This is a genomic window from Mesorhizobium loti (genome assembly GCA_014189435.1).
GTDB classification, from domain to species: Bacteria; Pseudomonadota; Alphaproteobacteria; order Rhizobiales; family Rhizobiaceae; genus Mesorhizobium; species Mesorhizobium loti_G.
This window is the reverse complement of record CP050293.1, coordinates 1,147,056-1,170,130: the sequence shown is the minus strand read 5'-3', so window position 1 is coordinate 1,170,130 and position 23,075 is coordinate 1,147,056. Positions and strand designations below refer to the sequence as shown.

The window sequence follows — 23,075 nt, the reverse complement described above, 5'->3', positions numbered from 1 at the left end:
TTACTACCGGATACGCGTTCCGGTTGCTTGAGGTTGATTTGGGTCCGAGGGATATTTTCTACCGCGGATTGTATCCTGGGAAATTGCTACCAAAAAGGGCAGCGAAATGAGTACCGCAGAGGCTGGCCAAACCGAAGTCGAAGTGGCGATCATCGGCGCGGGAATGGCCGGCACCACCTTGGCAATGGTGTTGGGACAAGCCGGGCGCAAGGTGGCGCTGATCGATCCGCACCGCGTCCATCACGAGGAGTTCCGGGCCGAGAAGATCGGCATGGATCAGATGCTGCTGTTCGAAAAGCTCGGCCTCGATGCGACGGTGAAGCGTCTCGTCACCTCGACAACCGACACCCATGTCTTCCGCCTCGGCCAGTTCTTCGCGCATGAGAAGAAGTCGGAATTCACATTTTCCTATGGCGCGCTGATCAATGGCCTGCGCGACGCCCTGCCGCCGCAAGTGCCACTGACGGTCGGCAAGGTAGCCGAGGTCTCGACCGGGCCGGATCGGCAGCGGCTTGTGCTGGCCGACGGCACCGTCATCAATGCCCGCCTGCTGGTGGTGGCCACCGGCTCCAGCGAAGCGCTGCGGCGCGCCGTCGGGGTCGAGCGCATCGAGCAATCGAAGGCGCACTCGCTCTCGATGGGATTCGACCTCGCCATCTCTCCGCGTGAATTCGGCTATGAGTCCCTCACCTGCTACGGCAAGCGGGCCGCGGACCGTATCGCCTACATCAGCATCTTTCCCCTCGGCAACAAGATGCGGGCCAACATGTTCCTCTACCGGCAAGTGGCCGAGCCGTGGACGCGGGCGTTTCGCCAGGATCCCCAAAAGATGCTTTGCGAGCTGATGCCGGAGATATCAGCGCAATGCGGCAACTTCGCAGTCGCAAGTCCAGTCGAGGTCAGGCAGATCAGCCTGAGCACGACGCAAGGCCACCGCCGCGATGGAGTCGTCTTCATCGGCGACGCTTTCTGCACGACGTGTCCGACGCCGGGCGTCGGCATCGGGCGGGTGATGACCGATGTCGACCAGCTCCATTCGATTCACATTCCGCGCTGGCTGGAAACACCAGGCATGGCAGCCGACAAGATCAACGCCTTCTATGACGACCCGGTCAAGGTGGCTTGCGATGAGGACGGCATGCGTGTGAGCTACTATGCCAAGTCGATCACCGCCGAAACCGGGCTGGAGTGGCGCATCCGCCGCCTGCGCAACAACACGGCGCGCCGGCTGATGATCATCGGCCGCAAGATGCGGCATCTGGGACAGCGGCGGGCGCCCGGCATGGCGTGAGGGTCCTCCCACCCTTTCCAGCCATGGAGGGCCTCACCCCAGCGTCAGCCCCGCCTTCCGCGCCGCCTCGCGCAGGAACGGCAGGCCGACGCCAATGACGTCGTCCGGATTGTCGGCCACCGGCCGCCACACGGCGAGCCCGCCGGCGATATCGACATCGACATGGTTCATGCTTTCCAGCGTGATGGCGCCGCTGTAGCCGATATCCGCGATTGCCTGCATGCAGGCCGCCCAGTTGAGCATCCCACGTCCCGGCACGCCGCGATTGGCTTCGGAGACATGGACGTAGCCGAGATAGGGTGCGGCGGCGCGGAAGCCGGCTTCGAAACTCTCCTCCTCGATATGCATGTGGTAGGTGTCGAGATGGATGAAGATATTGTCGGCGCCGACGCGCTCGATGATCCTTGCCGCATCGATGCCGCGATTGATCAGATGCGTCTCGTAGCGGTTGCAGGGCTCGATGCCGAGCTTCAGCCCATGCGCCTTGGCGGCCTTGGCCGCGCGGACCAGGAACCTGCACATGCCGTCGATTTCCTCCGCCGTCGGCGCACGTCCGGAAGTCTTGCCGATCGTGCCGTAGGTGACGCCACCCAGCGCCGCACTGCCCACCGCTTCACACACGGCAAAGGCCGGCTCAAGAAAGGCCAGCGCCTCGTCGGGGCGTGCCACCACGTCGAGTGAAGCAGGCAGGCCAAGCGACGGAATAAGCTCGACATTCCAGCGTTCGGCGAAGGCGCGTGTGCGCAGAGTGTCGATCTCCTCGGGGCGCAGCAGCGGAATCTCCAGCAGGCCGATGCCCAGCCCCTTCAGCCGCTCCATCTGCGGCTCGATGAGGTCGAGATTCCAGATCGGGGCAATGGCGAAGGTGTGCAATCCAAAAGTGTTCATCGGGTCTAGCCTCTCCACGCCGAGAACGCCGGCGCGAAGCCCAAAGCCAAAGTAAATCGATTTATCTTTAGGAGGAACGGTGTCATTTCATTTTCCTGCGTTGATATCACGTGCCTCGAATCCCCCCGGAATGCGGGCCGTTGCCTGGCGAGCCAACGGATTCCCGCATCAAAACCTTGCAAGGCTCAAGCCGCGCGACCGGCGGCCCCTCCCCGCCTTCGATCCTGGCAAACAAGGCCTCCATCGCGTGGCCGGCGATCTGGCGCACCGGCTGCACCACGGCGGCGATGGCCGGCCATGTCACCTGCATCCATTCGGCATCGTCGAAGCCGACCAGCGAAATGTCGTTGGGGCAGTGCCAGCCGCGCCGGCGGAATTCGGACAGCGCCACCAGCGTGCCCTTGAGGAACAGGGAATAGACGGCCGTCGGGCGTTCGCCCCCGCCGTTCCTTTCACCCTTGTCAAAATAGTCGCGCAGCTGCGCCCTGAGCGGCTCGACATCGCTTTCGGCAAGCACGACATCGATGCGGACATCCGGCGCCAGCTTGAGCGCGGTGCTGCGGAAGCCGTCGAGGCGGGCCCGCACGGTCGCCGCCTGTTCGCCAAGACCGACGACCAGTATGTGGCGGTGGCCCTTGCCGAGCAGTTCACGCGCCACTTCGGCACTGGCCGCCGCGCTGTCGGCCGACACCGTGTCGAAGGCATCGTCGGACAGCACGCGGTCGATCAGCACGCCGGTCATGCCGTTGGCCCTCATGAACGCGGCCGCCGGGCCGTGCTCGTTGCGCACCGGCGCCAGCACCACGCCGGCGACCCGCCAGTCATGCATGCGGGCCAGGATTTCGGTTTCGCGCGCTTCGGATTCTCGGCTCGACGCCGCCACCAGCGTATAGCCGCGCTGCTCGGCCAGGCTCTCGAGCTGGGTGACCATCTGGCCGAAGAACTCGCTTTCGAACTCCGGCATGATGGCGCCGATGATGCGGCGCTTGGCCCTGCGCATGTCGGAGGCCAGCGGATCGACGCGGTAGCCCAAGAGCTCGACGGCATCGAAGACACGCTGCGCGTTCTCGGGCTTCACCGTGGTGACGCCGGCCATGACCTTGGAGACGGTGGCGGCGGACACGCCGGCGCGGCTTGCCACGTCGTGGATCGACGGACGCCGCTGCTGGGCCTGCCTATGCGCCATTGGTCCTCCTCCCGAGGCGCGGACGTCAGCACTTCTCGTCCGCCGGAGAAATGAGTAAATCGATTTTTCCTGGTTGTAAATCGTTTAATCGGAGGTAATTTATCCCCAACAAAACGAGATCCGGATCGTACCGGGAGGAATCATCATGTCAAACAAGGATTTGCCGCTGGTCATCAGCGCGCCGGAGCCACGCACGCTCGATCTGATCTTCACGCCACCGCAGCTGGCGCACCTCAAGGCGAAATACCGCATCGTCGAGACCTCTGCCGACGGCGTGGCGAAGCTGCCGGCCGATGTGCTGGGTGAAGCCCGCTACATTGTCGGCCAGCCGCCGATATCGCCGCAAACGCTGGAGACGATGAAGGCGCTGCGCTGCGTCTTCAATGTCGAGACCAACCTCATCAACAACATGCCCTACGAGACGCTGTTTGCGCGCGGCATCCATGTCGTCACCACCGGCCTGGTGTTTGCGGAGCCGGTGGCCGAGCTTGGCCTTGCCATGGCGCTCAACCTCGCCCGCAACATCGTCGATGCCGACCTCGCCTTCCGCCAAGGCCAGGAATTGTGGGGCGGCGACGGCAACCAGACGGCGCGGCTTCTGTCCGGCGCCGATGTCGGCATCATCGGCTTCGGCGATCTCGGCCGCGCGCTGAACCGGCTGCTGTCGGGCTTCCGCACCCGCACCAAGGTGTTCGACCCCTGGCTGCCGCCATCGATCCTCATCGACAATGGCGTCGAGCCGGCCTCTCTCGATGCGGTGCTGTCGACCAGCGACTTCGTCTTCGTCGTCGCCTCGGTGACCTCTGAGAACCAGGGATTTCTCGGCGCCGAGGCCTTTGCCAGCATGCGCAAGGGCGCCGCCTTCATCCTGCTCAGCCGCGCCGGCGTGGTGGACTTCCCGGCGCTGATGGCGGCGGTGAAAAGCGGCCACATCGTCGCCGCCAGCGACGTCTTCCCGGAGGAGCCGCTGGCGTCGGACCACCCGGTGCGCGCCCTGCCCGGCTTCCTGCGCTCGGCCCACCGCGCCGGCGCCCTCGACGTCGCCTTCAAGCGCATGGGCGACATGGTGCTGGAGGACATGGACCTGATCGACCGCGGCTTGCCGCCGCTGCGCTCAAGCGCGCCGAGCGCGAGACGGTTTCGCGCATGCGCTCGAAGCCCGCCGACAGGAACTGAAAGGGCAGCCGGTTAGTCGCTTCCCGGTTGGTCGGCCTTTGACCGCTTCGGCTTGACAAGAGCGTGGCCGGCGACGACGCTGCCGCAATCAAACTCTACGGAGGGCAAGCCATGAAGAAGGCCTATGAAAAGCCGGTGCTGGTCAAACGGCAGAAGCTGCCGGTGGTGACGGCGCAGACAATCCCATCATCGGGTCCGATAGGCCCGGCAGGCTGACGCTGCAACAGGGCATTCCTGCTCATACTTCAGCACCAGAACCGCTCTGGAACCTTTGCGCGGCCTTTGCGTTCTTCCCCCGGATCGTCTCCCATTCGATCCGCTCCAATCAAATGCCCCGTCAGGCTCCGGCCGGCGGGGTTTTTTTCATCAGGAGACGCGCCGAACCCGCCAGGCGCCAGTGCTATGCATGATTGCCTTGCGGCCACATAGGGACTTCGGTCTTATTTGCGTGATTGCTAATGTATATATAGATTTCTCGACGCGGGGGCACGATCCATAACCCAAGCCCAAACCCGCAATGGCCGGTGTGGCCCCCATTACTTAGCCCGGCTGCACCGGCCATTCATTCCTCCGACCGCATTCCTGGGACGCAACATGGCTCGGCAAGAAAGATGGAAGGAGCTGTCGAAAGCAGCCGGCAGTGCCAGCCTACCTCGGCCGATAAATTTGACCGGAAGCCATATAAGCCTCGTGCCGCTCTGCAGTGAGGATGCCGACGATATCTTCCGGCTAACCCATGCCGGCGAACGCGATGAGATCTGGGCGGAGATGAAGGTGGGCCCCTTCGATGCGGTTGAGTCCTTTCGCGCGCATGTCCGCGACCTGCTCAGCGACCAATCGCGCACATTCCTGACGCTACGCACGGCCGCAGGGCCTGTCGGCTGGCTCTGTCTGATGGAGGCGAGGCCGGCGCACCGGGTGATTGAACTGGGCTATGTCCTTTTCGCGCCCGCTCTGCAGAGGACTATCGCGGCCAGCGAGTCGCTCTTCCTCATCATGCGGCACGTCTTCGACGAACTAGGCTACCGTCGCCTGGAATGGACCTGCACCACAGCCAACACGAAATCCAGGCGGGCGGCCGATCGGCTGGGCTTCGTCTTCGAAGGCATACTGCGTGAGGGCCTCACCCTGAAAGGGCGCCCCTGCGACATCTGCATGTATTCCCTCCTGGCGCGAGAATGGGTCGCCGCCGGCGGCGCCTTCCTGACTTGGCTATCTCCCGACAATTTTGCCGATGGACGCCAAGTGCGGTCCCTGGAGCAAGTCAGAGCGTCCCTATGAAAGGCTGGGGCGGTCCAACAGCCTTCGGGCAGCTCCAAGGCTCCAGATAGATGAAAGTCAATGTAATCTACGCGCATCCGCTAACCGACAGCTACCATGCGTCGCTTCACAAGCGTGTCGTCCGGACCCTCAGGGCCAGGGGCGACGAAGTTATCGATTTCGATCTCCATCAGATGAACTTCAATCCCGTGATGCAGGCAGAGGAAAGACGCGGCCATTTTGATCCGTCTCTGGTGCCCGCTGAATTGCAGATCTATATCGACGCGCTGAGGTGGGCCGAGGCTTGCGTCCTCTGCTTCCCCACGTGGTGGTCAGGCATGCCGGCAATTCTGAAGGGCTATTTCGATCGGGTCTGGCGGCTAGGCGTGGCGTACGATTTGCCGGCAGACGGCGGCACGATCAAGCCAGCGCTTTTGAACATCCGCCGCATGGGGGTGGTCACCACATGCGGTTCGCCGTGGTATACAGAAATCTACATGCAGAACCCGAGCAAGAAGGTGCTGCTGCGCGGCCTGAAGACGATGTGCGGCCGCAGTATCAAGCACCTCTACCTGACGGGATATTCGATCGAGGGCATTTCCAGTGAACGCAGGGAGATGTTCGCGCGTCATGTGGAACGCAAGTTCGAGAAATTCTAGGACGACGGCCACGCATCGCTGCGTCAGACACTGTGTGGGAACATTGTGCGGCTCCTTCGCCCGGTTTTCTTGTTGTGGCGGAACAATCGTCCCGCCGTGAAGTTTTGAAAGCAGCCGGGCGGTGGGACGCCCGGTGTACTCCGGAAGGCCCGTCACGATTCGCGTCGGTGGCGGGCCTTTTCGTTTTGGCCCCTGCCCGCGACGGGCGGAACTTTCCAAACAAAGCGACGTTGGTCCTCGCCGGGCAACAATCCGCGAAAGGAAAATTCCATGGGAAGCACCAGCGACAAGGCTTCTGGCCTCGCCAATCAGGCCGTAGGCAAAGCCAAGGAAGGCGTCGGCAAGGCCGTCGGCAATGACCGTCTGCGCGCCGAAGGCGCCGCGCAGGAAGCCAAGGGCAAGGTCCAGAAAGCTGTTGGCGACGCAAAGTCCGCCGTCAAGGACGCGACCAATAAGACGGCCGCCGCGATCAACAAGAACCTCTGAGGGCTACCAGCTCTTTGAACGCAACAAGGCCGTCCGTGCGAACGGGCGGCCTTCGCCATTCCAGGATCGAACCCGGCCGGATTTGAAACCGGCAAGGGAACGCATCGCCATCCGGGAGATTGAGGAGCCAGCGCAGCCCGCGCATTCACCTCAAGGATTAACGGCATGGCGAAGCAAGCATCCAAAGCGGCGGGAACGGCCGCCACCATCCACGATCAGAAACTGCAGCGCGGCGCAGGCGGCGAACTGCACCAGACAGCAACCGGCTCGACGCCGGTGTTGACGACCGCACAGGGCGGACCGGTTTCCGACGACCAGAACTCGCTCAAGATCGGCGCCCGCGGCCCTACCGTCCTGGAAGACTTTCACTTCCGCGAAAAGATCTTCCATTTCGACCACGAGCGCATCCCCGAGCGCGTTGTCCATGCGCGCGGCTATGGCGCGCACGGCTATTTCGAAACCTATGAATCGCTGGCCAGATACACGCGTGCCGACATTTTCCAGCGCGCCGGCGAAAAGACACCGGCTTTCGTGCGCTTTTCCACCGTTGCCGGCAACAAGGGCTCCGCCGACCTTGCGCGCGATGTGCGCGGCTTCGCCGTCAAGCTGTATACGCAGGAAGGCAACTGGGACATTGTCGGCAACAACATACCGGTGTTCTTCATCCAGGATGCGATCAAATTTCCAGACCTGATCCACGCCGCCAAGGCCGAGCCCAACAGCGATTTCCCGCAGGCGCAGACCGCGCATGACAATTTCTGGGACTTCATTTCGCTGACGCCCGAGAGCATGCACATGATCATGTGGGCGATGTCCGACCGGGCCATCCCGCGCTCCTTGCGCTTCATGGAAGGGTTTGGCGTTCATACGTTCCGGCTACTCAACGCCAACGATGAATCGACCTTCGTGAAATTCCTCTGGAAGCCGAAGCTCGGTCTCCAGTCGGTGGCCTGGAACGAAGCGGTCAAGATCAACGGCGCCGACCCCGACTTCCATCGCCGCGACCTCTGGGACGCGATCCATGCAGGCAATTTCCCGGAATGGGAACTGCAGCTGCAGCTCTTCGATCAGGCCTTCGCCGACAGCTTCGACTTCGACATCCTCGATCCCACCAAGCTGATCCCCGAGGAGGTGCTGCCGCCGATCGCGGTCGGCCGCCTGGTGCTCGATCGCATGCCCGACAATTTCTTCGCCGAAACCGAACAGGTCGCGTTCATGACGCAGAACGTGCCGCCCGGCGTCGACTTCTCCAACGATCCACTGCTGCAGGGCCGGAATTTTTCCTATCTCGACACGCAGATCAAACGGCTGGGTAGCACCAACTTCACCCACCTTCCGATCAACGCGCCGAAATGTCCCTTCCATAACTTCCAGCAGGATGGGCACATGGCGATGCGCAACCCGGTCGGCCGGGCGAACTACCAGCCGAATTCATGGGACGAAGGTCCGCGTGAATCGCCGGCCAAGGGGTTCCGGTCGTTTGCCGAAGTCGAAACCGGGCCAAAGGCCCGGTTGCGCTCGGAAACCTTTGCCGACCATTACAGCCAGGCGCGCCAGTTCTACATCAGCCAGCAGCCCGTGGAGCAGGCACACATCGCCTCGGCACTGACTTTCGAGCTGAGCAAGGTGCAAACCCCCGTCATTCGCGAGCGCATCGTCTCCCATCTTCTGAACATCGATGACGGGCTGGCCGGCAAGGTGGCGGATTCGCTCGGTTTGAAAACCATGCCGAAGCCCGCCGATGCGGCGGTGCCGACGCGTCGGGATCTTCCCGCGTCGGACGCGCTCAGCATCCTCAAGAACGGCCCCGGTCGTTTCGAGGGCCGCAAGCTTGGAATTCTGGTGACAGACGGGACCGATGCCGCCTTGCTGAATGCCCTGAAGCAGTCGCTGACAAAGGCCGGCGCAAGCTTCGAGATCATCGCGCCGAAGGTCGGCGGCGCCAAGGCCAGCGACGGCAGCTGGATCGACGCCCGGCAGATGATATCAGGCGCACCCTCGGTTCTCTATGACGCCGTGGCACTCCTGCCGGCAAAGCCTGCAATGGCGGAGTTGCTGAAGGAATCGACCGCCCGCGACTTCGTTGCGGATGCCTTCGCCCATTGCAAGTTCATCGGCTTCGTTGAAGCTGCCGCAGCTTTGTTGTCCAAGGCCGGAGTTGCAGAGGACGAGGCGGTTATCCCGCTTGCGTCAGTCAAGGACATTGCTGGCTTTGTGACCAGGCTCGGCGAACTGCGTTGGTGGGCACGCGAGCCGAAAGTGAAGCTGGGGTGAATTCGGCTAACCCGCGCGGGGTGACGGAGGTCCCGCCGGGCCATGCAGGGGCGGTTGCGCCTTACGCGTCCGAAGGGTCGCTCTTCGCGGCGTCGACATGCCGGCCGGTTCGAAAGATCCGCCTGAGGATGTCGCGCGCGATCTCGGCCCGGTGCTTGTCCTGGCCGCGCAACTCGACGCCGCCGAGCCTTGCCGGAACGCCGCCTGTGTGGTCCCAGACCATCCAGCTGCCAGGCGTTTCCTGCAGGCACTCAAATCTGTCTTTTGGCATCAGGCGATTTGATCTCTCGGCATCAAGCGTCCCGTTCGCATGGCCCGTCAATCGAGGCACCTCTATCGATGGCCGACGCGGGGGTTAGGTTGGGCGGGGGGCCGGGTCGCGCGTCGGCCAAGGCGGCTCCTGAGATCCGCCGCGTCGCGAAGCTAGCGAGTTGCCGCCGGCCGAACAATTACGCGAGTTGCTTGGTACGATTTCGGACAGTTCACGGGACTCGCTAACCAATTGTCGGAAGCGTACAGTCCGTTTGTCGCTGGCCGTTGAATGGGCGCCGGCGCTTGAAAGGGCAGATCGCGCTTTCGCCCCAACAATGGGAGAAGCGCGATGATCTTCAACGGGTCAGCGGATTCAGATCACCTTTCGAGCTTGGCCAAAGTGCTCGATGACTATTGCCGTCAGGCCGGCATTGGCGCGGGCCACCCGGCCAGGGAACGTCTCGGGTGCCGTGTCATGGAGCTTTTTCAAGGCGGCATGGACAAGCCCGCGGAACTGCTTGCCGCTATGAGCTCTAGCTACGACGAATGGCTCGGCGAGGTCGATCCCCCAACCTCATCGGTACAGAGGCCTGCCTTGTGGGCGGTCGAGGCTGCACTCACGGAACCAACCCCTGCCGAGGCAGTTGGTTCGGGTGGCGGCGGAGCATCGCGCTTCCCTCAAGCGAATGCGGTGGAGCACTCCGCCAATTCGTCGCCACACCCCTCCAGGGAAAAGATTCAGAATAAGCAACCCGGCCCGGAATGACTCGCTATCGGATTGTCGGAAGCGTACACTTCTCCAGTCGCTAGCCACTGAACGGGCGCTGGCGCTTGAGAGTGTCGATCGTACTCCCGCCCCTGCGGGAGCTGCACATTGAACTACGAAATCCCAAAATCGACTGTCACCGGCCAGGCACTGGCTCTCGACTCCTCTTCCCAGTTCCAAAATGGACTGTTGCGGAAGATGACCGACGACGACCTTGCGCTGCTCGAACCGGGTTTGCACCGAGTAGCCCTGCCGCTGAGAATGCCCCTTGTGACGCCCGACGTGCCGATTGAATGCGTTTATTTCATCGAGCGCGGAATTGCGTCGGTCGTCGCGCGCACGTCCAGTGGACACCAGGCGGAGATCGGCTTCATCGGCTATGAGGGGATGGCCGGATATTCGCTGGTGATGGGCGACGACCGCGCACCGCAAGCCTGCTTCGTACAACTCGAAGGCGAAGCGATGCGCATTGACGCAGGCAGCTTCAATGCGGCTCTAGCCACCAGTCCCACATTGCGATTGTTCCTGTTGCGCTTCGTCAATTCTCTGCAGATTCAGACCGGGTGTACCGCGCTTGTCAACGCGCGGTTGAAATTGGCGAACCGCCTGGCCCGGTGGTTGCTGATGTGCGACGACCGCGTGGTGGGCGCGCGGTTTTCCATTACCCACGAGTTCCTCGCCACGATGCTGGGCGTAAGACGGCCAGGCGTTACCATCGCCCTCCAGGAGTTGGAAGGTCTCGCTCTGATCCGGTCGCGCCGGGGTGAGGTCATCATACTGGACCGCCCTGGACTGATCGCACTGGCCAGCGGCGGGTATGGGGAGCCGGAAGCTGAATATAGCAGGCTTTTTGGGAGAGATCGGTTCGGGGGAGTGATGACCAGGCACGGCGCCTGTTGCCTCCGGCCGGTTCAACATTGTCGGTTTTGTACAAATACTCGATGAAGAAACGTCGGAATCGTACTGATATCGTCAAGTAAATTACAAAGTTATAATAATTGAATATTTCTCACCCAATGCGTCATAGTTAATAGACGGCACCTTGTTTAGGTGGTTAAGTAAATCTGTCATCAGCTATGGCACGGGCGCTGGTGCTTGAGAGAGATTACCGTTCTCCCGCCCCAGTGGGAGCTATGCGATGACAGTCAACCAGCCAAATATGTTTTCCGGCATTCCCATCGAAAGAAGTGACGGCACCATCTCCGTCCTTTGCACACTTCCTCAAATGGCCGACGCTTTGGCGAACGGCTGGCCATCCGATGGCCCCATGTTTCTGGCTGCGCTTGCCGCCCTGGTGGGGGAAAGGGTGGGATGTTGCAGCACAAGGGACGTCCATCGAGCCTTCATCGCGGCAGCGGTTGAAGCCGATTGTCTCCCCGACAGCTACATGAAGACGTGAGCGCGAAAATGCCCCTCACCTTGCGGACGACACTTTGCGAAACGAGAGATGCGTTGCATGTACTGCGAAGGGCTTTGTTTGTTCGCGGCCATATCGATGCGATGGAAGAGATCGATTCCCTCATAGGCGTCGCGGAAGAAAAGGCAGTCCACGCGATCGGCGACATTGACCGGGCCGAGTTTCGAAAACCCATTCTCGTGGCGGTGGCGAACTTCGCAATGCCCGAAGACATCCAGGTTCCTGTCGCGCTGCCCACCAGGCTCGGTGAGCTTCGTGAACTAGGCATGGGCCTCAGTGCATATTGCGGCAATGCACGCTGCGGTCATTTGCGTTCGCTGGATCTCGATGGCCTGATCGAGATCTACGGCACCCACTACGATTTCATCACCGAAAGGCGGCTGGCATCGAAGCTGGTATGCAAACGGTGCCAAAATGTTGGAGGGAGGCTGGTCGTGGTCTCCGATAAACGGCCCCGGTATTGAACACCGGATCGCCGGAACGAACCTCTCTCGTACTTTTTCGTGCGCAGACGGAACCTCTTGCACAACAGCCCGTTCCTGGAGGCGCCTCGGAAGCCCCCCGGCCGACACGGCGCTGGAAAGTTGGTCAAACAGCTTTCATTGAGCCCGCCACTGACCCCTCGGTGGTGGGCTCACGTTTGTTGGTACCTCACGTTTGTTGGTACCAAGACTCGCTATCCGATTGTCGGAAGCGTACAGTGTTGTTGTCGCTGGCCACTGAACGGGCGCTGGCGCTTGAGAGTGTACATCGTACTCCCGCCCTGTGGGAGCCAGACGATGAACGACGATGCCGGCAGCTCGGTCTCCGCACACGATTTCGACACCCTTCGCAGCGCATTCAAAAGTTTGGTCGCCGAAGGCTTGCTGCCTGAATCCATGTGGGTCGACCATGCCGAGGAAATGGTCAGAGAGCTGACGGGATCGAGGGTTGTCGACCCTGAAATTATCCTGCGCATCATTCGCAAGTGACGTGACGACGCGTCGGCCGGCTACGAGAGCAGCCATTGCTTGATTTGACAGATCAAGCGGCGCGGTCCACCCATCCCTATGGCTTGATGACATCCACAGGAGCGTCAAAGGTTAAAGCCTCGACCAGCAATTCGACGGGAGCCGCCAGGCCCTTGAGGGTCGCGTGCAAGCTCAATGTCACCGCTGCCAGGTGATCTTCCGGCGTGCTGTTGTCGTTCGTCTGTTCAGCGGCGACCGGTGGCTTCATTTGCGAACGATCCACTCGATGACGCCGGCATCGACCTGAACATCGTCCGTGAGTTCGCGCATCATCGCCGTGGCGTGTACTACCCATTTCGTTTCGGGTAGCTGCAATTCGGCGATCGACGCCTTGAAGACATTCCGCGAAATATGGATATCGAGAGTGGATATGACGGCGCTTTGGCTTTCTTCCATTGGAAGTCTCCCGGCAGGGCGGGAGTACAAGACACTCTCAACCACCAGCGCCCGTTTCTTGGCCGGTGACCCCTCGCACATAGCGGCTTTGCGCACGCGCTCAACAACAAATGAGATCCGAACGGGATGATGTTTTTTCCGTACGGAGCGGCTTGTCGTCGGAACGTTTTCTCCCGGCCCGCATTTTGAGTGCCATCGAAAGACAGGAGACTTTCCTTGACCAGACTGCCTCAGGACAAAGACCGGATTGAACGTGCCACCCGCGAGGCTCAATCCATCATCGCCACCGAACGTCAGGCGCGTGAGGCAAAGACGGCCCGGCTTCGAGAGCAGCGGCTTTCGGCGAAAGCATCGATTCCAACCGAGACCGCCGCGTCAAAGCGCAAATCCCCTGCCCGAAAAGCGTCGCAAAAAACCAACGGCGTCAACTGAGGCTGAACAACTGGCCGTATGCGAAGCCGGCAAAGGGCTATGTGCGCACGATCCAGTCGACAATATCCGGGTCGATCTCATCAAGCTCGGTCAACTCGCGCGCCAGAAGCGTTGCGTGCATGCGCCATTCCCGTTGAGCGATGCGTCGTTCGACCACCGATTTGCGGAAGGCGCTGCGAAGAATATCGCCCTCGAAAGCCGTTATCCCGCCTGCTGAACAATCTGCCATGCCAGTCTCCCGCGTAGAGGCGGGAGCACCTGAGTTGGCTTCCAAGCGTCCGTGTGCCGTGGAAGGCGGACGACTTAATAAATGTACGCTTTCGTACAGAGAAAGCGAGTCAATTCGCGGTTGGGTAATGTGTCGGCTTGAAATTAATATATGTCAGCGTTTCCCAGCCAGAATGCGCGCTTCCCGCAAGAGCGATGACCAACCTTGCGGCCCAAGAAAGCCTATAAGCTCGCGGGCTTGCGCATCGGTGATGCCGGTTTCATTGACCAAACGTCGAACGAGACCGTCCGTCGCAGTCGGTGGCCTTATTTGCTCGTCAGTCATCAGAACAATCCCCTTGGCCACCGTAACTCAACTTACTGTTGCGGGGTTCCGTAGGGAATGACTCGCCAACCGATTGTCGGAAGCGTACAGTCCCTTTGTCGCTCGGTCTTTAACGGCAACGAGCGCTTGAAAGAGTCGATCACGCTTTCGCCCGCTAGGGAGTACGCGCGATGACCTTACGCGGCACAGCAGACGAGATACAACTGGCGACACTCACCAGGATTCTGGATGACTATTGCGAGCAAGCCGGGATTGAAGGCTCCCACCCGGCGCGGGAGCATTTGGCGCGCCGCCTGATCGCTCTATTCAGCGGCGGCATTGACAGTCCAGACCATATCAAGATGGCTCTGGACGGCGTTGCGAAGGACTGGAACCCCAATCCCATCTCGAGAAACAGCTAATCGCCGAGCTTTTTTGTAAAGCGGCTTCTCGGCTGCATTCGCTAAGCGCAACGATGTTCCGCGATTTCCCAAGGCTCGCCGGTATCGCCGGGGTCATGAGGCTCGCCATCCTCGAACGGGGCGCTGGCCTGTCGAGGAGATAGCCGCGAGCCATTTTCGAGCAGCAATGACGCGGCTGGCCGAACACGCTTCAGGCCGTCCGCGGGCCAAGCCCTGCACGCAACCGCCTTGTCGTTAGCCGGCGGATTTTTGTCGGCGGTCACCGGAACGCGGCGCCTCGACAGATATGTCGGTTTCGTACCAAGCACCACTTGGTACGTTTCCAACACTAACGCTCAGATCGATCTTTTCGTATGCGAACGGCAGTGGGGGACGCCGTGCATCGCATTTCATACCGTATTCCTAGCTCTATTCATTCAAAGACCCTATATGAAGGCGATCGTCGGCACGTTGATACGGGCGCGGACGGCTGGGAGATCGGATGGCTCTTGCCCTGCATTGGGCCGCGCCATGACTGATCCCGATAAAAACATTCAATACCGAAATCAATTGCTGCGGCGCATGCCCGCGGATGATCTGGCACTGCTCAAGCCGCACATGCAGCGCTGCGAATTGCCGCTGCGGATGATGCTGGTGACCCCCGGCACCCCGATCGAGGCGGTCTACTTCATCGAACAGGGCATTGGTTCGGTGGTCGCCCGCACGACGAGCGGCCACGAGGCCGAAGTCGGCTTCATCGGCTTCGAAGGCATGACCGGATCTTCCCTGGTGATGGGTGACGACCGCGGGGTGCATGCGTGTTTCGTGCAGCTCGAAGGCGAAGCCATCCGCATCGAAGCGGGCGCTTTCAATGCGGCACTCGTGGCCAGCGCGACCTTGCGCATGTTCCTGCTGCGCTTCGTCAACGCCCTGCAGACCCAGACCGGCTGCACCGCCCTCGTCAATGCACGGCTGAAGCTCGAGGAGCGGCTCGCGCGCTGGCTGCTCATGTGCGACGATCGTGTGTCCGGCGAACGCCTCGCCATCACCCACGAATTCCTGGCCATCATGCTTGGTGTCAGGCGGCCGGGCGTCACCGTCGCCCTCCAACTGCTCGAAGGCCGCGCACTGATCCGGGCGCGCCGGGGCGAGATCGTCATTCGCGACCGCGTCGGTCTGCTGGAACTCGCCAATGGCGGCTACGGCGAAGCAGAGGCCGAATATGTCAGGCTGATCGGCGAAGTAAGCGCAGGCTGACGCATCAGGCTTCGTTGTCGGGCCTTGGCGCCCGAAGCCCCTCGTCAGGCGCCGCGCCGCTCGCGCCGCGTTCGATGTCAGCCATGTTCTGGATGACAAGCTGCACCGCTGGTGAATAGGGTGGCATGCTGATGTGGTGCCATAATCCATCGAATTCTTCGATCGTGCCCGGATGCTCGAAGAATGGCGTTCGGCGATCAAGTGGAGTCATGTCGAAGCGCTGGCCCGTCTGGATGTTCTCGACAATGAAATGCTTGTCGAGAATACCGCCCGGAGACATCAGCCAGCCGCGAACCACGCGGTAGCCGGGGCGTTCCGCGACAAGCTCCTCGGCATTCTCACGCGCGTCGTATCCGTCTGGCAGACCCGAGCGCAGTTTGACATATTTGTAAGGGATGGAGACGGCGTGTTTGCTGCCGGCGCGAAGTCTGGGAAACAGGCTCAAGAGGCACGCTTGGCTCGCGGCGTCGGGCTCCCCGTGGCCGGGCTGTCCGATACCCTGGCCTCCCGACCAATCGGCAACCCGGCATGCTCCAGGCTTGCGAGCTTGCATTTCGTCTGTTCGGCTGCCGCTCCGACAAGGCAATCGATGGCGAACATGGCACCGGCATGGTCGCTCGCCGCGACCGCCTGGCGTATCTTGCACAATTGCGCCTGCGTGTAGTCCAGAAGCTCGACCAGGTCGGTATGATCCAAACCGCCCTCCATCATACGATGTCGAGTGGCCGATGGGAGGTCGCTCTTGGTATCGAAATACGCCCATTCACACGGCTTGCATAGCAGGACCGTACGAAATCGTACAATTTGTGTATTGTCCGAAGGTCCATCTTCGCACCGCCGCCACGGCATGCAAAATATATTAGCTATAGCTTGGATAATGGTTCGTACGTCAGTCGCGGGGGCGATGTCGTGCCTATTCGCGAGAATCTCGCCGCCAATCTCAGGCGGCTGATCCAGCGCCACGCTTCCGTGAGCGCGGTGTGCCGTGAGCTTGGCATCAACCGCACCCAGTTCGAACGCTACCTGCAAGGCAAGGCCATTCCCAACAAGGCCACCGCTAGGCTGATCTGCGATTACTTCAAGATCGACGAGAATGAGCTGTACCGTGAACCTGCTGCCGGAGCAGTCGGGGACGACGGCCACGCATCGCTGCGCCAGACGCTGTATGAGAACATGGTGCGTCCCCCCTCGCCCGCCATCGCCGGCGGCACCTATTTCACCTATTTTTCGATCCCCGACCGCCCCGACCTTCTGATGCGCTCGGTCACCTTCGTGCGGCGCGAGGCCGAGCTGGTCACCTTCAGGCGGGTGACGCGGTGGGCCCCGGGCGACGGACAGGGCGGAGCGAGGGTGCCCGGCAACCATTACGGCGTGGCGATCTCACGCCTGAACTGGATCTATTTCAGCGGCATCAACCGCCGCCAGACCAGCGAACCCTCGATCATGACCGTGCAGTGGGCCCCCCATCTCTGAGCCGGTTCTGGTCGGCCGGGCGATCGTCCTGACCGGATCGGGGCCAGCCTTCGTATCGGTCATCATGCGCCAGGACGTCACCAGGATCAGTATGAGACGGGCGATGCAGATGGCGCATGTCGTCAGGCTCGACGACCCCGGCGTCGATCAGCTGGTGGCCAGTCTCGCGCGTGAGGCTTGATACACAGGTCGCGGATCAGCCAAGGCGAAGCGTGTTGCGCGCGATCTGCCAGGCGGATTCGACATGCCGCCTGGCCGCCGCCTCCGCCTCGTCCGGCTTGCGCGACCGGATGGCATCCATGATTTCGGTCATTTCGGCGATCGCCGGCTCGCGGCGGTTTTCCGACGCGATGGTCATCGAGCGGAGCTGGTTGATGCGCACATTCAGCCCGGTCACGATTTCCCAGGCAATCTGCTTGTCGGCCGCCCCGAACAGCGTTTCGTAGAACTTGGTCGTCGCCCGCATCACCTCGACCGGCGCGCCTGATGCCCAGGCGTCGAGCAGGTTCGTCAAGGCCGCATCGAGCGAGGCGATCTGCGCATCGGTGGCCGACAGGGCGCAAGTCCGCGCCGCGATCCCCTCCAGCAGCGCGCGCAATTCATAAATTTCATCGGTGCGGCCGAGATCCGGCTTGGCGACGGCCGGCCCATGACCCGGGATCATCTGCACCAGCCCTTCCGCCTCCAACTGCCGCAACACCTCGCGCACCACGGAACGGCTCACCCCGAGCTGATCGCAAAGCGGCCGCTCGACCAGCCTTTCACCAGGCTGGAAGTGGAAGCCCATGATCGCATCGCGCATGCGTTCCAGCGCCAGCGTCCGCAACGTCTTGGCGGAACGGTCGATCCGCAGCGTGTCGTCTGACATTTTCTCTCTGCCTCCTCGCGCCGCCACAAAACAGATTCCACAGCCGATTGACAAGGTTCTTGGCGCTCCATAGCATGGTATACCATAAGACGATACAGGGATGATGGCGCCGCACAGCACCATCGCGACCAAGGACTGCTGATGAAACCGACCATTCGAAAGACCGTCACCTACATCGAGAACACGCTTATCGAGGGCGGCAAGGCCGCACCCAGGCCGTTGCGCCTGATCGGCGTTGCCGCGGTGCTGACCAACCCCTGGGCCGGCCGCGGTTTCACCGACGATTTGTCTCCGGAGATCCGCGCCGTCGCTCCCGTGCTCGGCGAGCTGCTGACGCGCGAGATCATCGCCGTCGCCGGTTCTGGCGAAGCGATCGAAGGCTACGGCAAGGCCGCCATCTGCGGCACGGCGGGCGAGATCGAGCATGCATCGGCGCTGATCCACACGCTGCATTTCGGCAACCACTATCGCCGCGCGGTCGGCGCCAAGACCTATCTCGCCTTCACCAATCTACGTGGCGGGCCGAACACGCCGATCATGATCCCGCTGATGGACAAGAACGACGAGGGCCGCCGCTCCCACTATCTGACCGTGCATTTCCAGATCGGCGATGCGCCTGCCCCCGACGAACTGGTGGTGGCGCTTGGCGCTTCGATCGGCGGCCGCCCGCATCACCGTATCGGCGACCGCTATCAGGACCTCAAGGAGGTGGGAGACCTGCATGGCTGATGTCGCCGCCCCCGCCTGGGTCCGCAACACGGCGCCGGACGGCACCGGCTTCATCCGCGCCGGCTCCGGCGCGCCGGTTCTGCTCATCCACGGCGTCGGCATGAACGCGGCGATCTGGCGCGATCAGATTGCGGCGATGAAAGACCGCCACGACCTGATCGCCATCGACATGCTCGGTCACGGCGTTTCACCCCTGCCGCCGGAAAATGCCGCCCTGTCGGATTTCGCTGAGCAGGCGCTGCGCCTGTTCGACCATCTCGGCCTCGCCTCGGTGTCGATCGTCGGCCATTCGATGGGCGCACTCGTCGCCCTGGAAATCGCCCTTCGCGCGCCGTCGCGCGTGCGCTCCATCGTCTGCCTCAACGCTGTCTTCCGCCGCCCCGAAGCCCTGGCGCGGGCCGTGCGCGAGCGCGCGGCGGCCCTCGGCTCGCATGGCGATCCGTCCGCCATTGCGGCAACGCTTGCCCGCTGGTTCGGCGACCCGCTGCCGCAGAGCCTGGCCAGCGCCGCCGCAAACGCACGCGCGGCCCTTGAAGGCGTCGACCCGCAAGGTTACGCGCGCACCTATCGCCTCTTTGCCCATGCCGATGCCGAGCATGCCGATGCCCTGGCCGGGCTGGCCGCACCAGCGCTGTTCATGACCGGGTCCGACGACGGCAATTCGACCCCTTCCATGTCGGCGGCGATGGCGAGGCTCGCGCCGCACGGCCAATGCCTGGTGCTTGGCGGAGAAAGGCACATGATGGCAATGGCTTCACCCGAAAAAGTGACTCACCACATCAGCGCCTTTCTCGATGCCGAAGCCGCGACGCCTCAGGCCGATCCCGCCTTCGACAGCGGCGAATTCCGGCGCGCGCTCGGCTCCTTCCTGACCGGCGTCACCATCGTCACCACGGTCAGTGCGGAAGGCGAGCCGCGCGGCTTCACCGCCAACTCCTTCACCTCGGTCTCGCTCGAACCGCCGCTGGTGCTGGTCTGCATCGCCAAGAAGGCGCTGGGACACAGCGCCTTCTCGACATCGAAGGGCTTTGCCATCAACATCCTGTCGGAGAGCCAGAAAGCCCATTCCGGCATCTTTGCCTCCAAGGCCGCCGACAAGTTCGCGAGCGTGACCTGGCAACCGGGCCAGACCGGCAATCCGTTGATCGACGGTTCCGTCGCGGTGTTCGATTGCGCCATGCAGCAGCTGGTCGACGCCGGCGATCACTCGATCCTGATCGGCCGCGTCCGCGATTTCAGCCACAACGGAGCACAGCCGCTCGGCTATTGCCGGGGCACCTATGTGACGCCCGGCCTCAGCCAGGAGGCTCTGGCGGCCGCACCTCATGGGACCGAAGTCGGCGCCATTCTCGAAAATGAAGGCCGCGTGCTGTTCTTCGAAACACCGGACGGTTTCCACGAATTGCCGGCAGGTCGCGGGCTGGGCTCGCCAAAAGATGCCCGCAGCCTCAAAGGATGCCTTGCCGCCAAGGCTGTCGATGCACAGCTCGGCTTCCTATTTGCGGTGTGGGACGACGCCGCCGATACGTCGCGTTCGCACGTCTACTACCGGGGATCGGTCACTGCCCCCAGTCCCGGCGATCGCCAGACCCGGCTTGTCGACATAGAGCAGATAACCGATCTCAGGATCGCCGATCCGGCGGTACGGTCGATGCTTGCCCGCTATGTTCGCGAACGCACGGAAGATGCATTCGGCGTCTATGTCGGCAACGAGGTCGAAGGCGAAGTCCGGCCGCTCGCCAAGCCTTCGCCAGTTCTTCTGTCCGGCCGCGGGTGACGCTGATGAAATTCTCGTTGTTCGTCCACATGGAGCGTTCGGATCTGGCCAAGCCGCATTCCGAGCTTGTCGGTGAGCTGGAAGAGCTGGTCGTGCAGGCCGAAGAGGCAGGCTTCGAGACCGCCTGGATCGGCGAGCATCACGGCATGGAATTCACCATCTCGCCGAACCCGTTCATCAACATCGCCTGGCTCGCCGCCAAGACCAGACGCATCCGGCTCGGCACAGGAACCATCGTCGCGCCGTTCTGGCACCCGATCAAGCTTGCCGGCGAAGCGGCGATGGCCGACGTCATCTCCGGCGGCCGACTCGACATCGGCATTGCGCGCGGCGCCTACGCTTACGAATACCAGCGGCTGTTCCCCGGTCTGGAAGCATGGGGCGCCGGCCAGCGCATGCGCGAGATGGTGCCGGCGATCCGCGGCCTGTGGGATGGCGATTTCGAACTCTCCGGCGAGTTCTGGTCGTTTCCCTCGACCACCTCGTCGCCCAAGCCGCTGCAAAGGCCCTATCCGCCGATCTGGGTGGCCGCGCGCGATCCGAACTCGCACGACTTCGCGGTCGCCAGCAAATGCAATGTGCAGGTGACGCCGCTGGCCTCGGGCGATGGCGAGGTGACCAGCCTGATGGAGCGCTTCAACACCGCCTGTGCAGCCAACCCCGAAATAGCGCGGCCGGAAATCATGCTGCTGATGCATACATTCGTTGCCGAGGACGCCGCCGATGCCGATCGCCTGGCGCAGGACCTGTCGCAATTCTACTGCCAGTTCGGCGCCTGGTTCCAGAACAAGAAGCCGGTGCGCCAGGGCATATTGGAGCCGCTGACCGAGGCCGAGATCGCGGCCATGCCGCACTATGCGCCCGACAAGATCCGGCAGAATCTCGTCATCGGCGAAGCCGACGAGGTGATCGCCCGGCTGAAGGCCTATGAGGCGCTCGGCTACGACCAATATTCGATATGGATCGACAGCGGCTTGTCTCACCAGCGCAAGAAGAAATCGCTGCAGCTCTTCATCGACAGGGTGATGCCGGCTTTTGCCGAACCGAAAGCGGGATCGCGATGAGCGCCGCTCAATTCAGGAACTATATTGACGGCAGCTTCGAGGACGCGGCAGCGAGCTTCGACAGCATCGATCCGTCGACCGGTGCGGCATGGGCAAAAATGCCCGCCGCATCGGTTGATGACGTCGACCGCGCCGTCGAGGCCGCTCACCTTGCGCTGCGCTCCGGCCCATGGGCGGCGATGACCGCAACGGCGCGCGGCAAGCTCCTGGTGCGGCTCGGCGACCTTGTCGTCGCCAATGCCGACCGGCTGGCGGAACTCGAGACGCGCGACACCGGCAAGATCATCCGCGAGACCCGCGCCCAGATCGCCTATGTCGGCGATTACTACCGCTATTATGGCGGGCTGGCCGACAAGCACGAAGGCGCGTTCGTCCCCATCGACAAGGCGGATATGGAAGTGACGATCCGGCCCGAACCGATCGGCGTCGTCGCCGCTGTTGTGCCGTGGAATTCGCAACTCTTCCTGTCCGCCGTCAAGCTCGGCCCGGCGCTTGCCGCAGGCTGCACCGTCGTCCTCAAGGCATCGGAAGATGGCCCCGCCCCGCTGCTCGCCTTCGCCGAACTCGTCCATGAGGCCGGCTTTCCCGCTGGCAGTGTCAACATCCTGACCGGCTTCGGCCATGATTGCGGCCACCGCCTGACCAGTCATCCGCTCGTCGCCCGCGTCGCCTTCACCGGCGGCCCGGCAACCGCCCGCCAGATCGTCAGGAACACGGCTGAAAATCTCGCCTACACGACGCTCGAACTGGGCGGCAAAAGCCCGGTCGTGGTGTTTGCCGATGCCGATCTCGACAGTGCCGCCAACGCCGTCGTCGCCGGCATTTTCGCCGCCACCGGCCAGAGCTGCGTCGCCGGTTCGCGCCTGCTGGTCGAGCGTTGCGTGAAGGACGAATTCCTCGCCAGGCTCAAGCTCAAGGCCGAAGCGATCCGGATCGGCGACCCGCGGGATCCCGCAACCGAAATGGGGCCGCTGGCCACCGCGCGCCAGCGCGACTGGATCGAGAAGATCGTTGCGGCAAGCCTTGCCGCGGGTGGGCGGCTGGTCACCGGCGGCGAACGGCCTGCCGGCCGCGAAAGCGGCCTCTATTACGCACCGACGATCATCGATGCCAATGACAACACCGGCCTGCCCTGTGTGCGCGAGGAGCTGTTCGGTCCGGTGCTGAGCGTGCTCGCCTTCGGTACGGAAGCCGAGGCGCTCGCGCTCGCCAACGACACGCCGTTCGGCTTGGCGTCCGGCGTCTTCACCACCAATCTCGCCAAAGCCCACCGCATGGCGCGCGGCATCCATGCCGGCGTGGTCTGGATCAACACCTATCGGGCCGTCTCGCCGCTGGTTCCGTTTGGCGGCTATGGCCAGTCGGGCCTCGGCCGCGAAGGCGGCATGGACGCGATCCGCGACTACACGCGTTCGAAATCTGTGTGGATACGCACTTCGGACGACCCGATTCCCGATCCTTTCGTCATGCGGTAGCCGCCG

27 protein-coding genes and 3 pseudogenes are annotated in these 23,075 nt (G+C 62.5%); 20 read left to right on the top strand and 10 right to left on the bottom strand.

Annotated features, from left to right (window positions below):
- Positions 1-82 precede the first annotated feature (82 nt).
- Positions 83-1,291, top strand: a complete 1,209-nt coding sequence (locus HB777_05715; GenBank protein ID QND68670.1) for an FAD-dependent monooxygenase — start codon at positions 83-85, stop codon at positions 1,289-1,291.
- A 33-nt stretch (positions 1,292-1,324) separates the two neighbouring features.
- On the opposite strand, the gene HB777_05710 is transcribed toward HB777_05715, so the two are convergent.
- Positions 1,325-2,179, bottom strand: coding sequence for a sugar phosphate isomerase/epimerase (locus HB777_05710; GenBank protein ID QND63452.1), 855 nt, complete (start codon positions 2,177-2,179; stop codon positions 1,325-1,327).
- Positions 2,180-2,285: 106 nt separating this feature from the next.
- Complete coding sequence (locus tag HB777_05705) at positions 2,286-3,365, bottom strand: LacI family transcriptional regulator (protein QND63451.1); 1,080 nt, start codon at positions 3,363-3,365, stop codon at positions 2,286-2,288.
- A gap of 145 nt (positions 3,366-3,510) precedes the next feature.
- Here HB777_05705 and HB777_05700 point away from each other — a divergent pair.
- The 6 genes and pseudogenes from HB777_05700 (at position 3,511) to HB777_05675 (ending at position 9,220) form a co-directional block, all read left to right on the top strand.
- Positions 3,511-4,541 (top strand): annotated as a pseudogene (locus tag HB777_05700) (hydroxyacid dehydrogenase).
- A 111-nt stretch (positions 4,542-4,652) separates the two neighbouring features.
- Positions 4,653-4,757, top strand: a complete 105-nt coding sequence (locus HB777_05695; GenBank protein QND63450.1) for a putative RiPP precursor — start codon at positions 4,653-4,655, stop codon at positions 4,755-4,757.
- 474 nt (positions 4,758-5,231) lie between these two features.
- Complete coding sequence (locus HB777_05690) at positions 5,232-5,822, top strand: GNAT family N-acetyltransferase (protein QND63449.1); 591 nt, start codon at positions 5,232-5,234, stop codon at positions 5,820-5,822.
- A 50-nt stretch (positions 5,823-5,872) separates the two neighbouring features.
- Positions 5,873-6,460 carry an NAD(P)H-dependent oxidoreductase gene (locus tag HB777_05685; GenBank protein QND63448.1) on the top strand — a complete coding sequence of 196 codons (588 nt, stop codon included), beginning with the start codon at positions 5,873-5,875 and terminating at the stop codon, positions 6,458-6,460.
- 270 nt (positions 6,461-6,730) lie between these two features.
- A complete protein-coding gene (locus HB777_05680) occupies positions 6,731-6,946 on the top strand; it encodes a CsbD family protein (protein QND63447.1) in 216 nt (71 codons plus the stop codon).
- A 165-nt stretch (positions 6,947-7,111) separates the two neighbouring features.
- Positions 7,112-9,220, top strand: coding sequence for a catalase (locus HB777_05675; protein ID QND63446.1), 2,109 nt, complete (start codon positions 7,112-7,114; stop codon positions 9,218-9,220).
- 61 nt (positions 9,221-9,281) lie between these two features.
- Here the strand turns inward: HB777_05675 and HB777_05670 are convergent, their stop codons facing one another.
- Entirely contained in the window at positions 9,282-9,491 is a 210-nt protein-coding gene (locus tag HB777_05670; GenBank protein ID QND63445.1) for a hypothetical protein, read from the bottom strand.
- Positions 9,492-9,821: 330 nt separating this feature from the next.
- Between HB777_05670 and HB777_05665 the strand changes: the two are divergent.
- The 5 genes and pseudogenes from HB777_05665 (at position 9,822) to HB777_05645 (ending at position 12,626) form a co-directional block, all read left to right on the top strand.
- Positions 9,822-10,007: pseudogene (locus HB777_05665) on the top strand (hypothetical protein).
- A gap of 429 nt (positions 10,008-10,436) precedes the next feature.
- Complete coding sequence (locus HB777_05660; protein ID QND68669.1) at positions 10,437-11,183, top strand: Crp/Fnr family transcriptional regulator; 747 nt, start codon at positions 10,437-10,439, stop codon at positions 11,181-11,183.
- Positions 11,184-11,376: 193 nt separating this feature from the next.
- On the top strand, positions 11,377-11,637 hold the full coding sequence (locus HB777_05655; GenBank protein QND63444.1) for a DUF982 domain-containing protein: 261 nt from the start codon (positions 11,377-11,379) through the stop codon (positions 11,635-11,637).
- Between the two features lie 8 nt (positions 11,638-11,645).
- Positions 11,646-12,119 (top strand): hypothetical protein, encoded by a 474-nt coding sequence (locus HB777_05650; protein QND63443.1) that lies wholly within the window; start codon positions 11,646-11,648, stop codon positions 12,117-12,119.
- 315 nt (positions 12,120-12,434) lie between these two features.
- Positions 12,435-12,626 (top strand): hypothetical protein, encoded by a 192-nt coding sequence (locus tag HB777_05645; GenBank protein QND63442.1) that lies wholly within the window; start codon positions 12,435-12,437, stop codon positions 12,624-12,626.
- 76 nt (positions 12,627-12,702) lie between these two features.
- Here the strand turns inward: HB777_05645 and HB777_05640 are convergent, their stop codons facing one another.
- Positions 12,703-12,873, bottom strand: a complete 171-nt coding sequence (locus tag HB777_05640) for a hypothetical protein (protein ID QND63441.1) — start codon at positions 12,871-12,873, stop codon at positions 12,703-12,705.
- Complete coding sequence (locus HB777_05635) at positions 12,870-13,061, bottom strand: hypothetical protein (GenBank protein ID QND63440.1); 192 nt, start codon at positions 13,059-13,061, stop codon at positions 12,870-12,872. Before HB777_05635 ends, HB777_05640 begins: the two co-directional genes overlap by 4 nt.
- A 216-nt stretch (positions 13,062-13,277) precedes the next feature.
- Here HB777_05635 and HB777_05630 point away from each other — a divergent pair, with 216 nt between their 5' ends.
- Positions 13,278-13,493: a hypothetical protein gene (locus HB777_05630; GenBank protein ID QND63439.1), complete on the top strand. Its 216-nt coding sequence runs from the start codon at positions 13,278-13,280 to the stop codon at positions 13,491-13,493.
- A gap of 37 nt (positions 13,494-13,530) precedes the next feature.
- Here HB777_05630 and HB777_05625 read toward each other — a convergent pair whose 3' ends face one another.
- Entirely contained in the window at positions 13,531-13,722 is a 192-nt protein-coding gene (locus tag HB777_05625) for a hypothetical protein (protein QND63438.1), read from the bottom strand.
- Positions 13,723-13,875: 153 nt separating this feature from the next.
- On the bottom strand, positions 13,876-14,046 hold the full coding sequence (locus HB777_05620; protein ID QND63437.1) for a hypothetical protein: 171 nt from the start codon (positions 14,044-14,046) through the stop codon (positions 13,876-13,878).
- A gap of 170 nt (positions 14,047-14,216) precedes the next feature.
- Here HB777_05620 and HB777_05615 point away from each other — a divergent pair, with 170 nt between their 5' ends.
- Together HB777_05615 and HB777_05610 are read left to right on the top strand one after the other, a co-directional pair.
- Positions 14,217-14,447, top strand: coding sequence for a hypothetical protein (locus HB777_05615; GenBank protein QND63436.1), 231 nt, complete (start codon positions 14,217-14,219; stop codon positions 14,445-14,447).
- Positions 14,448-14,957: 510 nt separating this feature from the next.
- The gene (locus HB777_05610; protein QND68668.1) at positions 14,958-15,683 is read left to right on the top strand and encodes a Crp/Fnr family transcriptional regulator; all 726 of its coding nucleotides are present in this window, start codon (positions 14,958-14,960) and stop codon (positions 15,681-15,683) included.
- 4 nt (positions 15,684-15,687) lie between these two features.
- Here HB777_05610 and HB777_05605 read toward each other — a convergent pair whose 3' ends face one another.
- Both HB777_05605 and HB777_05600 read right to left on the bottom strand, forming a co-directional pair.
- Positions 15,688-16,128: a hypothetical protein gene (locus tag HB777_05605; GenBank protein ID QND63435.1), complete on the bottom strand. Its 441-nt coding sequence runs from the start codon at positions 16,126-16,128 to the stop codon at positions 15,688-15,690.
- Positions 16,125-16,379 (bottom strand): hypothetical protein, encoded by a 255-nt coding sequence (locus tag HB777_05600; protein QND63434.1) that lies wholly within the window; start codon positions 16,377-16,379, stop codon positions 16,125-16,127. Before HB777_05600 ends, HB777_05605 begins: the two co-directional genes overlap by 4 nt.
- A gap of 213 nt (positions 16,380-16,592) precedes the next feature.
- Between HB777_05600 and HB777_05595 the strand changes: the two are divergent.
- Positions 16,593-17,337, top strand: a pseudogene (locus tag HB777_05595) (helix-turn-helix transcriptional regulator).
- 15 nt (positions 17,338-17,352) lie between these two features.
- Here HB777_05595 and HB777_05590 read toward each other — a convergent pair.
- Positions 17,353-18,024, bottom strand: a complete 672-nt coding sequence (locus HB777_05590; protein QND63433.1) for a GntR family transcriptional regulator — start codon at positions 18,022-18,024, stop codon at positions 17,353-17,355.
- A 141-nt stretch (positions 18,025-18,165) separates the two neighbouring features.
- On the opposite strand from HB777_05590, the gene HB777_05585 reads away from it, so the two are divergent.
- From HB777_05585 to HB777_05570, 4 genes are read left to right on the top strand one after another with little or no spacing between them, the layout of a single operon-like run.
- Positions 18,166-18,753 (top strand): amino acid synthesis family protein, encoded by a 588-nt coding sequence (locus tag HB777_05585; protein QND63432.1) that lies wholly within the window; start codon positions 18,166-18,168, stop codon positions 18,751-18,753.
- The gene (locus tag HB777_05580; GenBank protein ID QND63431.1) at positions 18,746-20,530 is read left to right on the top strand and encodes an alpha/beta fold hydrolase; all 1,785 of its coding nucleotides are present in this window, start codon (positions 18,746-18,748) and stop codon (positions 20,528-20,530) included. Before HB777_05585 ends, HB777_05580 begins: the two co-directional genes overlap by 8 nt.
- Positions 20,531-20,535: 5 nt before the next feature.
- Entirely contained in the window at positions 20,536-21,594 is a 1,059-nt protein-coding gene (locus tag HB777_05575) for an LLM class flavin-dependent oxidoreductase (protein QND63430.1), read from the top strand.
- On the top strand, positions 21,591-23,069 hold the full coding sequence (locus HB777_05570) for an aldehyde dehydrogenase (GenBank protein QND63429.1): 1,479 nt from the start codon (positions 21,591-21,593) through the stop codon (positions 23,067-23,069). Before HB777_05575 ends, HB777_05570 begins: the two co-directional genes overlap by 4 nt.
- The last annotated feature ends 6 nt before the right edge of the window (positions 23,070-23,075 follow it).

Excerpts from the sequence above, each read along its gene's own strand:
- HB777_05710 (QND63452.1), bottom strand. The coding sequence starts at position 2,179 with ATGAACACTTTTGGATTGCACACCTTCGCCATTGCCCCGATCTGGAAT.
- HB777_05705 (QND63451.1), bottom strand. The coding sequence starts at position 3,365 with ATGGCGCATAGGCAGGCCCAGCAGCGGCGTCCGTCGATCCACGACGTG.
- HB777_05695 (QND63450.1), top strand. The coding sequence starts at position 4,653 with ATGAAGAAGGCCTATGAAAAGCCGGTGCTGGTCAAACGGCAGAAGCTG.
- HB777_05685 (QND63448.1), top strand. The coding sequence starts at position 5,873 with ATGAAAGTCAATGTAATCTACGCGCATCCGCTAACCGACAGCTACCAT.
- HB777_05680 (QND63447.1), top strand. The coding sequence starts at position 6,731 with ATGGGAAGCACCAGCGACAAGGCTTCTGGCCTCGCCAATCAGGCCGTA.
- HB777_05675 (QND63446.1), top strand. The coding sequence starts at position 7,112 with ATGGCGAAGCAAGCATCCAAAGCGGCGGGAACGGCCGCCACCATCCAC.
- HB777_05670 (QND63445.1), bottom strand. The coding sequence starts at position 9,491 with ATGCCAAAAGACAGATTTGAGTGCCTGCAGGAAACGCCTGGCAGCTGG.
- HB777_05660 (QND68669.1), top strand. The coding sequence starts at position 10,437 with ATGACCGACGACGACCTTGCGCTGCTCGAACCGGGTTTGCACCGAGTA.
- HB777_05655 (QND63444.1), top strand. The coding sequence starts at position 11,377 with ATGACAGTCAACCAGCCAAATATGTTTTCCGGCATTCCCATCGAAAGA.
- HB777_05650 (QND63443.1), top strand. The coding sequence starts at position 11,646 with ATGCCCCTCACCTTGCGGACGACACTTTGCGAAACGAGAGATGCGTTG.
- HB777_05645 (QND63442.1), top strand. The coding sequence starts at position 12,435 with ATGAACGACGATGCCGGCAGCTCGGTCTCCGCACACGATTTCGACACC.
- HB777_05640 (QND63441.1), bottom strand. The coding sequence starts at position 12,873 with ATGAAGCCACCGGTCGCCGCTGAACAGACGAACGACAACAGCACGCCG.
- HB777_05635 (QND63440.1), bottom strand. The coding sequence starts at position 13,061 with ATGGAAGAAAGCCAAAGCGCCGTCATATCCACTCTCGATATCCATATT.
- HB777_05625 (QND63438.1), bottom strand. The coding sequence starts at position 13,722 with ATGGCAGATTGTTCAGCAGGCGGGATAACGGCTTTCGAGGGCGATATT.
- HB777_05620 (QND63437.1), bottom strand. The coding sequence starts at position 14,046 with ATGACTGACGAGCAAATAAGGCCACCGACTGCGACGGACGGTCTCGTT.
- HB777_05615 (QND63436.1), top strand. The coding sequence starts at position 14,217 with ATGACCTTACGCGGCACAGCAGACGAGATACAACTGGCGACACTCACC.
- HB777_05610 (QND68668.1), top strand. The coding sequence starts at position 14,958 with ATGACTGATCCCGATAAAAACATTCAATACCGAAATCAATTGCTGCGG.
- HB777_05590 (QND63433.1), bottom strand. The coding sequence starts at position 18,024 with ATGTCAGACGACACGCTGCGGATCGACCGTTCCGCCAAGACGTTGCGG.
- HB777_05585 (QND63432.1), top strand. The coding sequence starts at position 18,166 with ATGAAACCGACCATTCGAAAGACCGTCACCTACATCGAGAACACGCTT.
- HB777_05580 (QND63431.1), top strand. The coding sequence starts at position 18,746 with ATGGCTGATGTCGCCGCCCCCGCCTGGGTCCGCAACACGGCGCCGGAC.
- HB777_05575 (QND63430.1), top strand. The coding sequence starts at position 20,536 with ATGAAATTCTCGTTGTTCGTCCACATGGAGCGTTCGGATCTGGCCAAG.
- HB777_05570 (QND63429.1), top strand. The coding sequence starts at position 21,591 with ATGAGCGCCGCTCAATTCAGGAACTATATTGACGGCAGCTTCGAGGAC.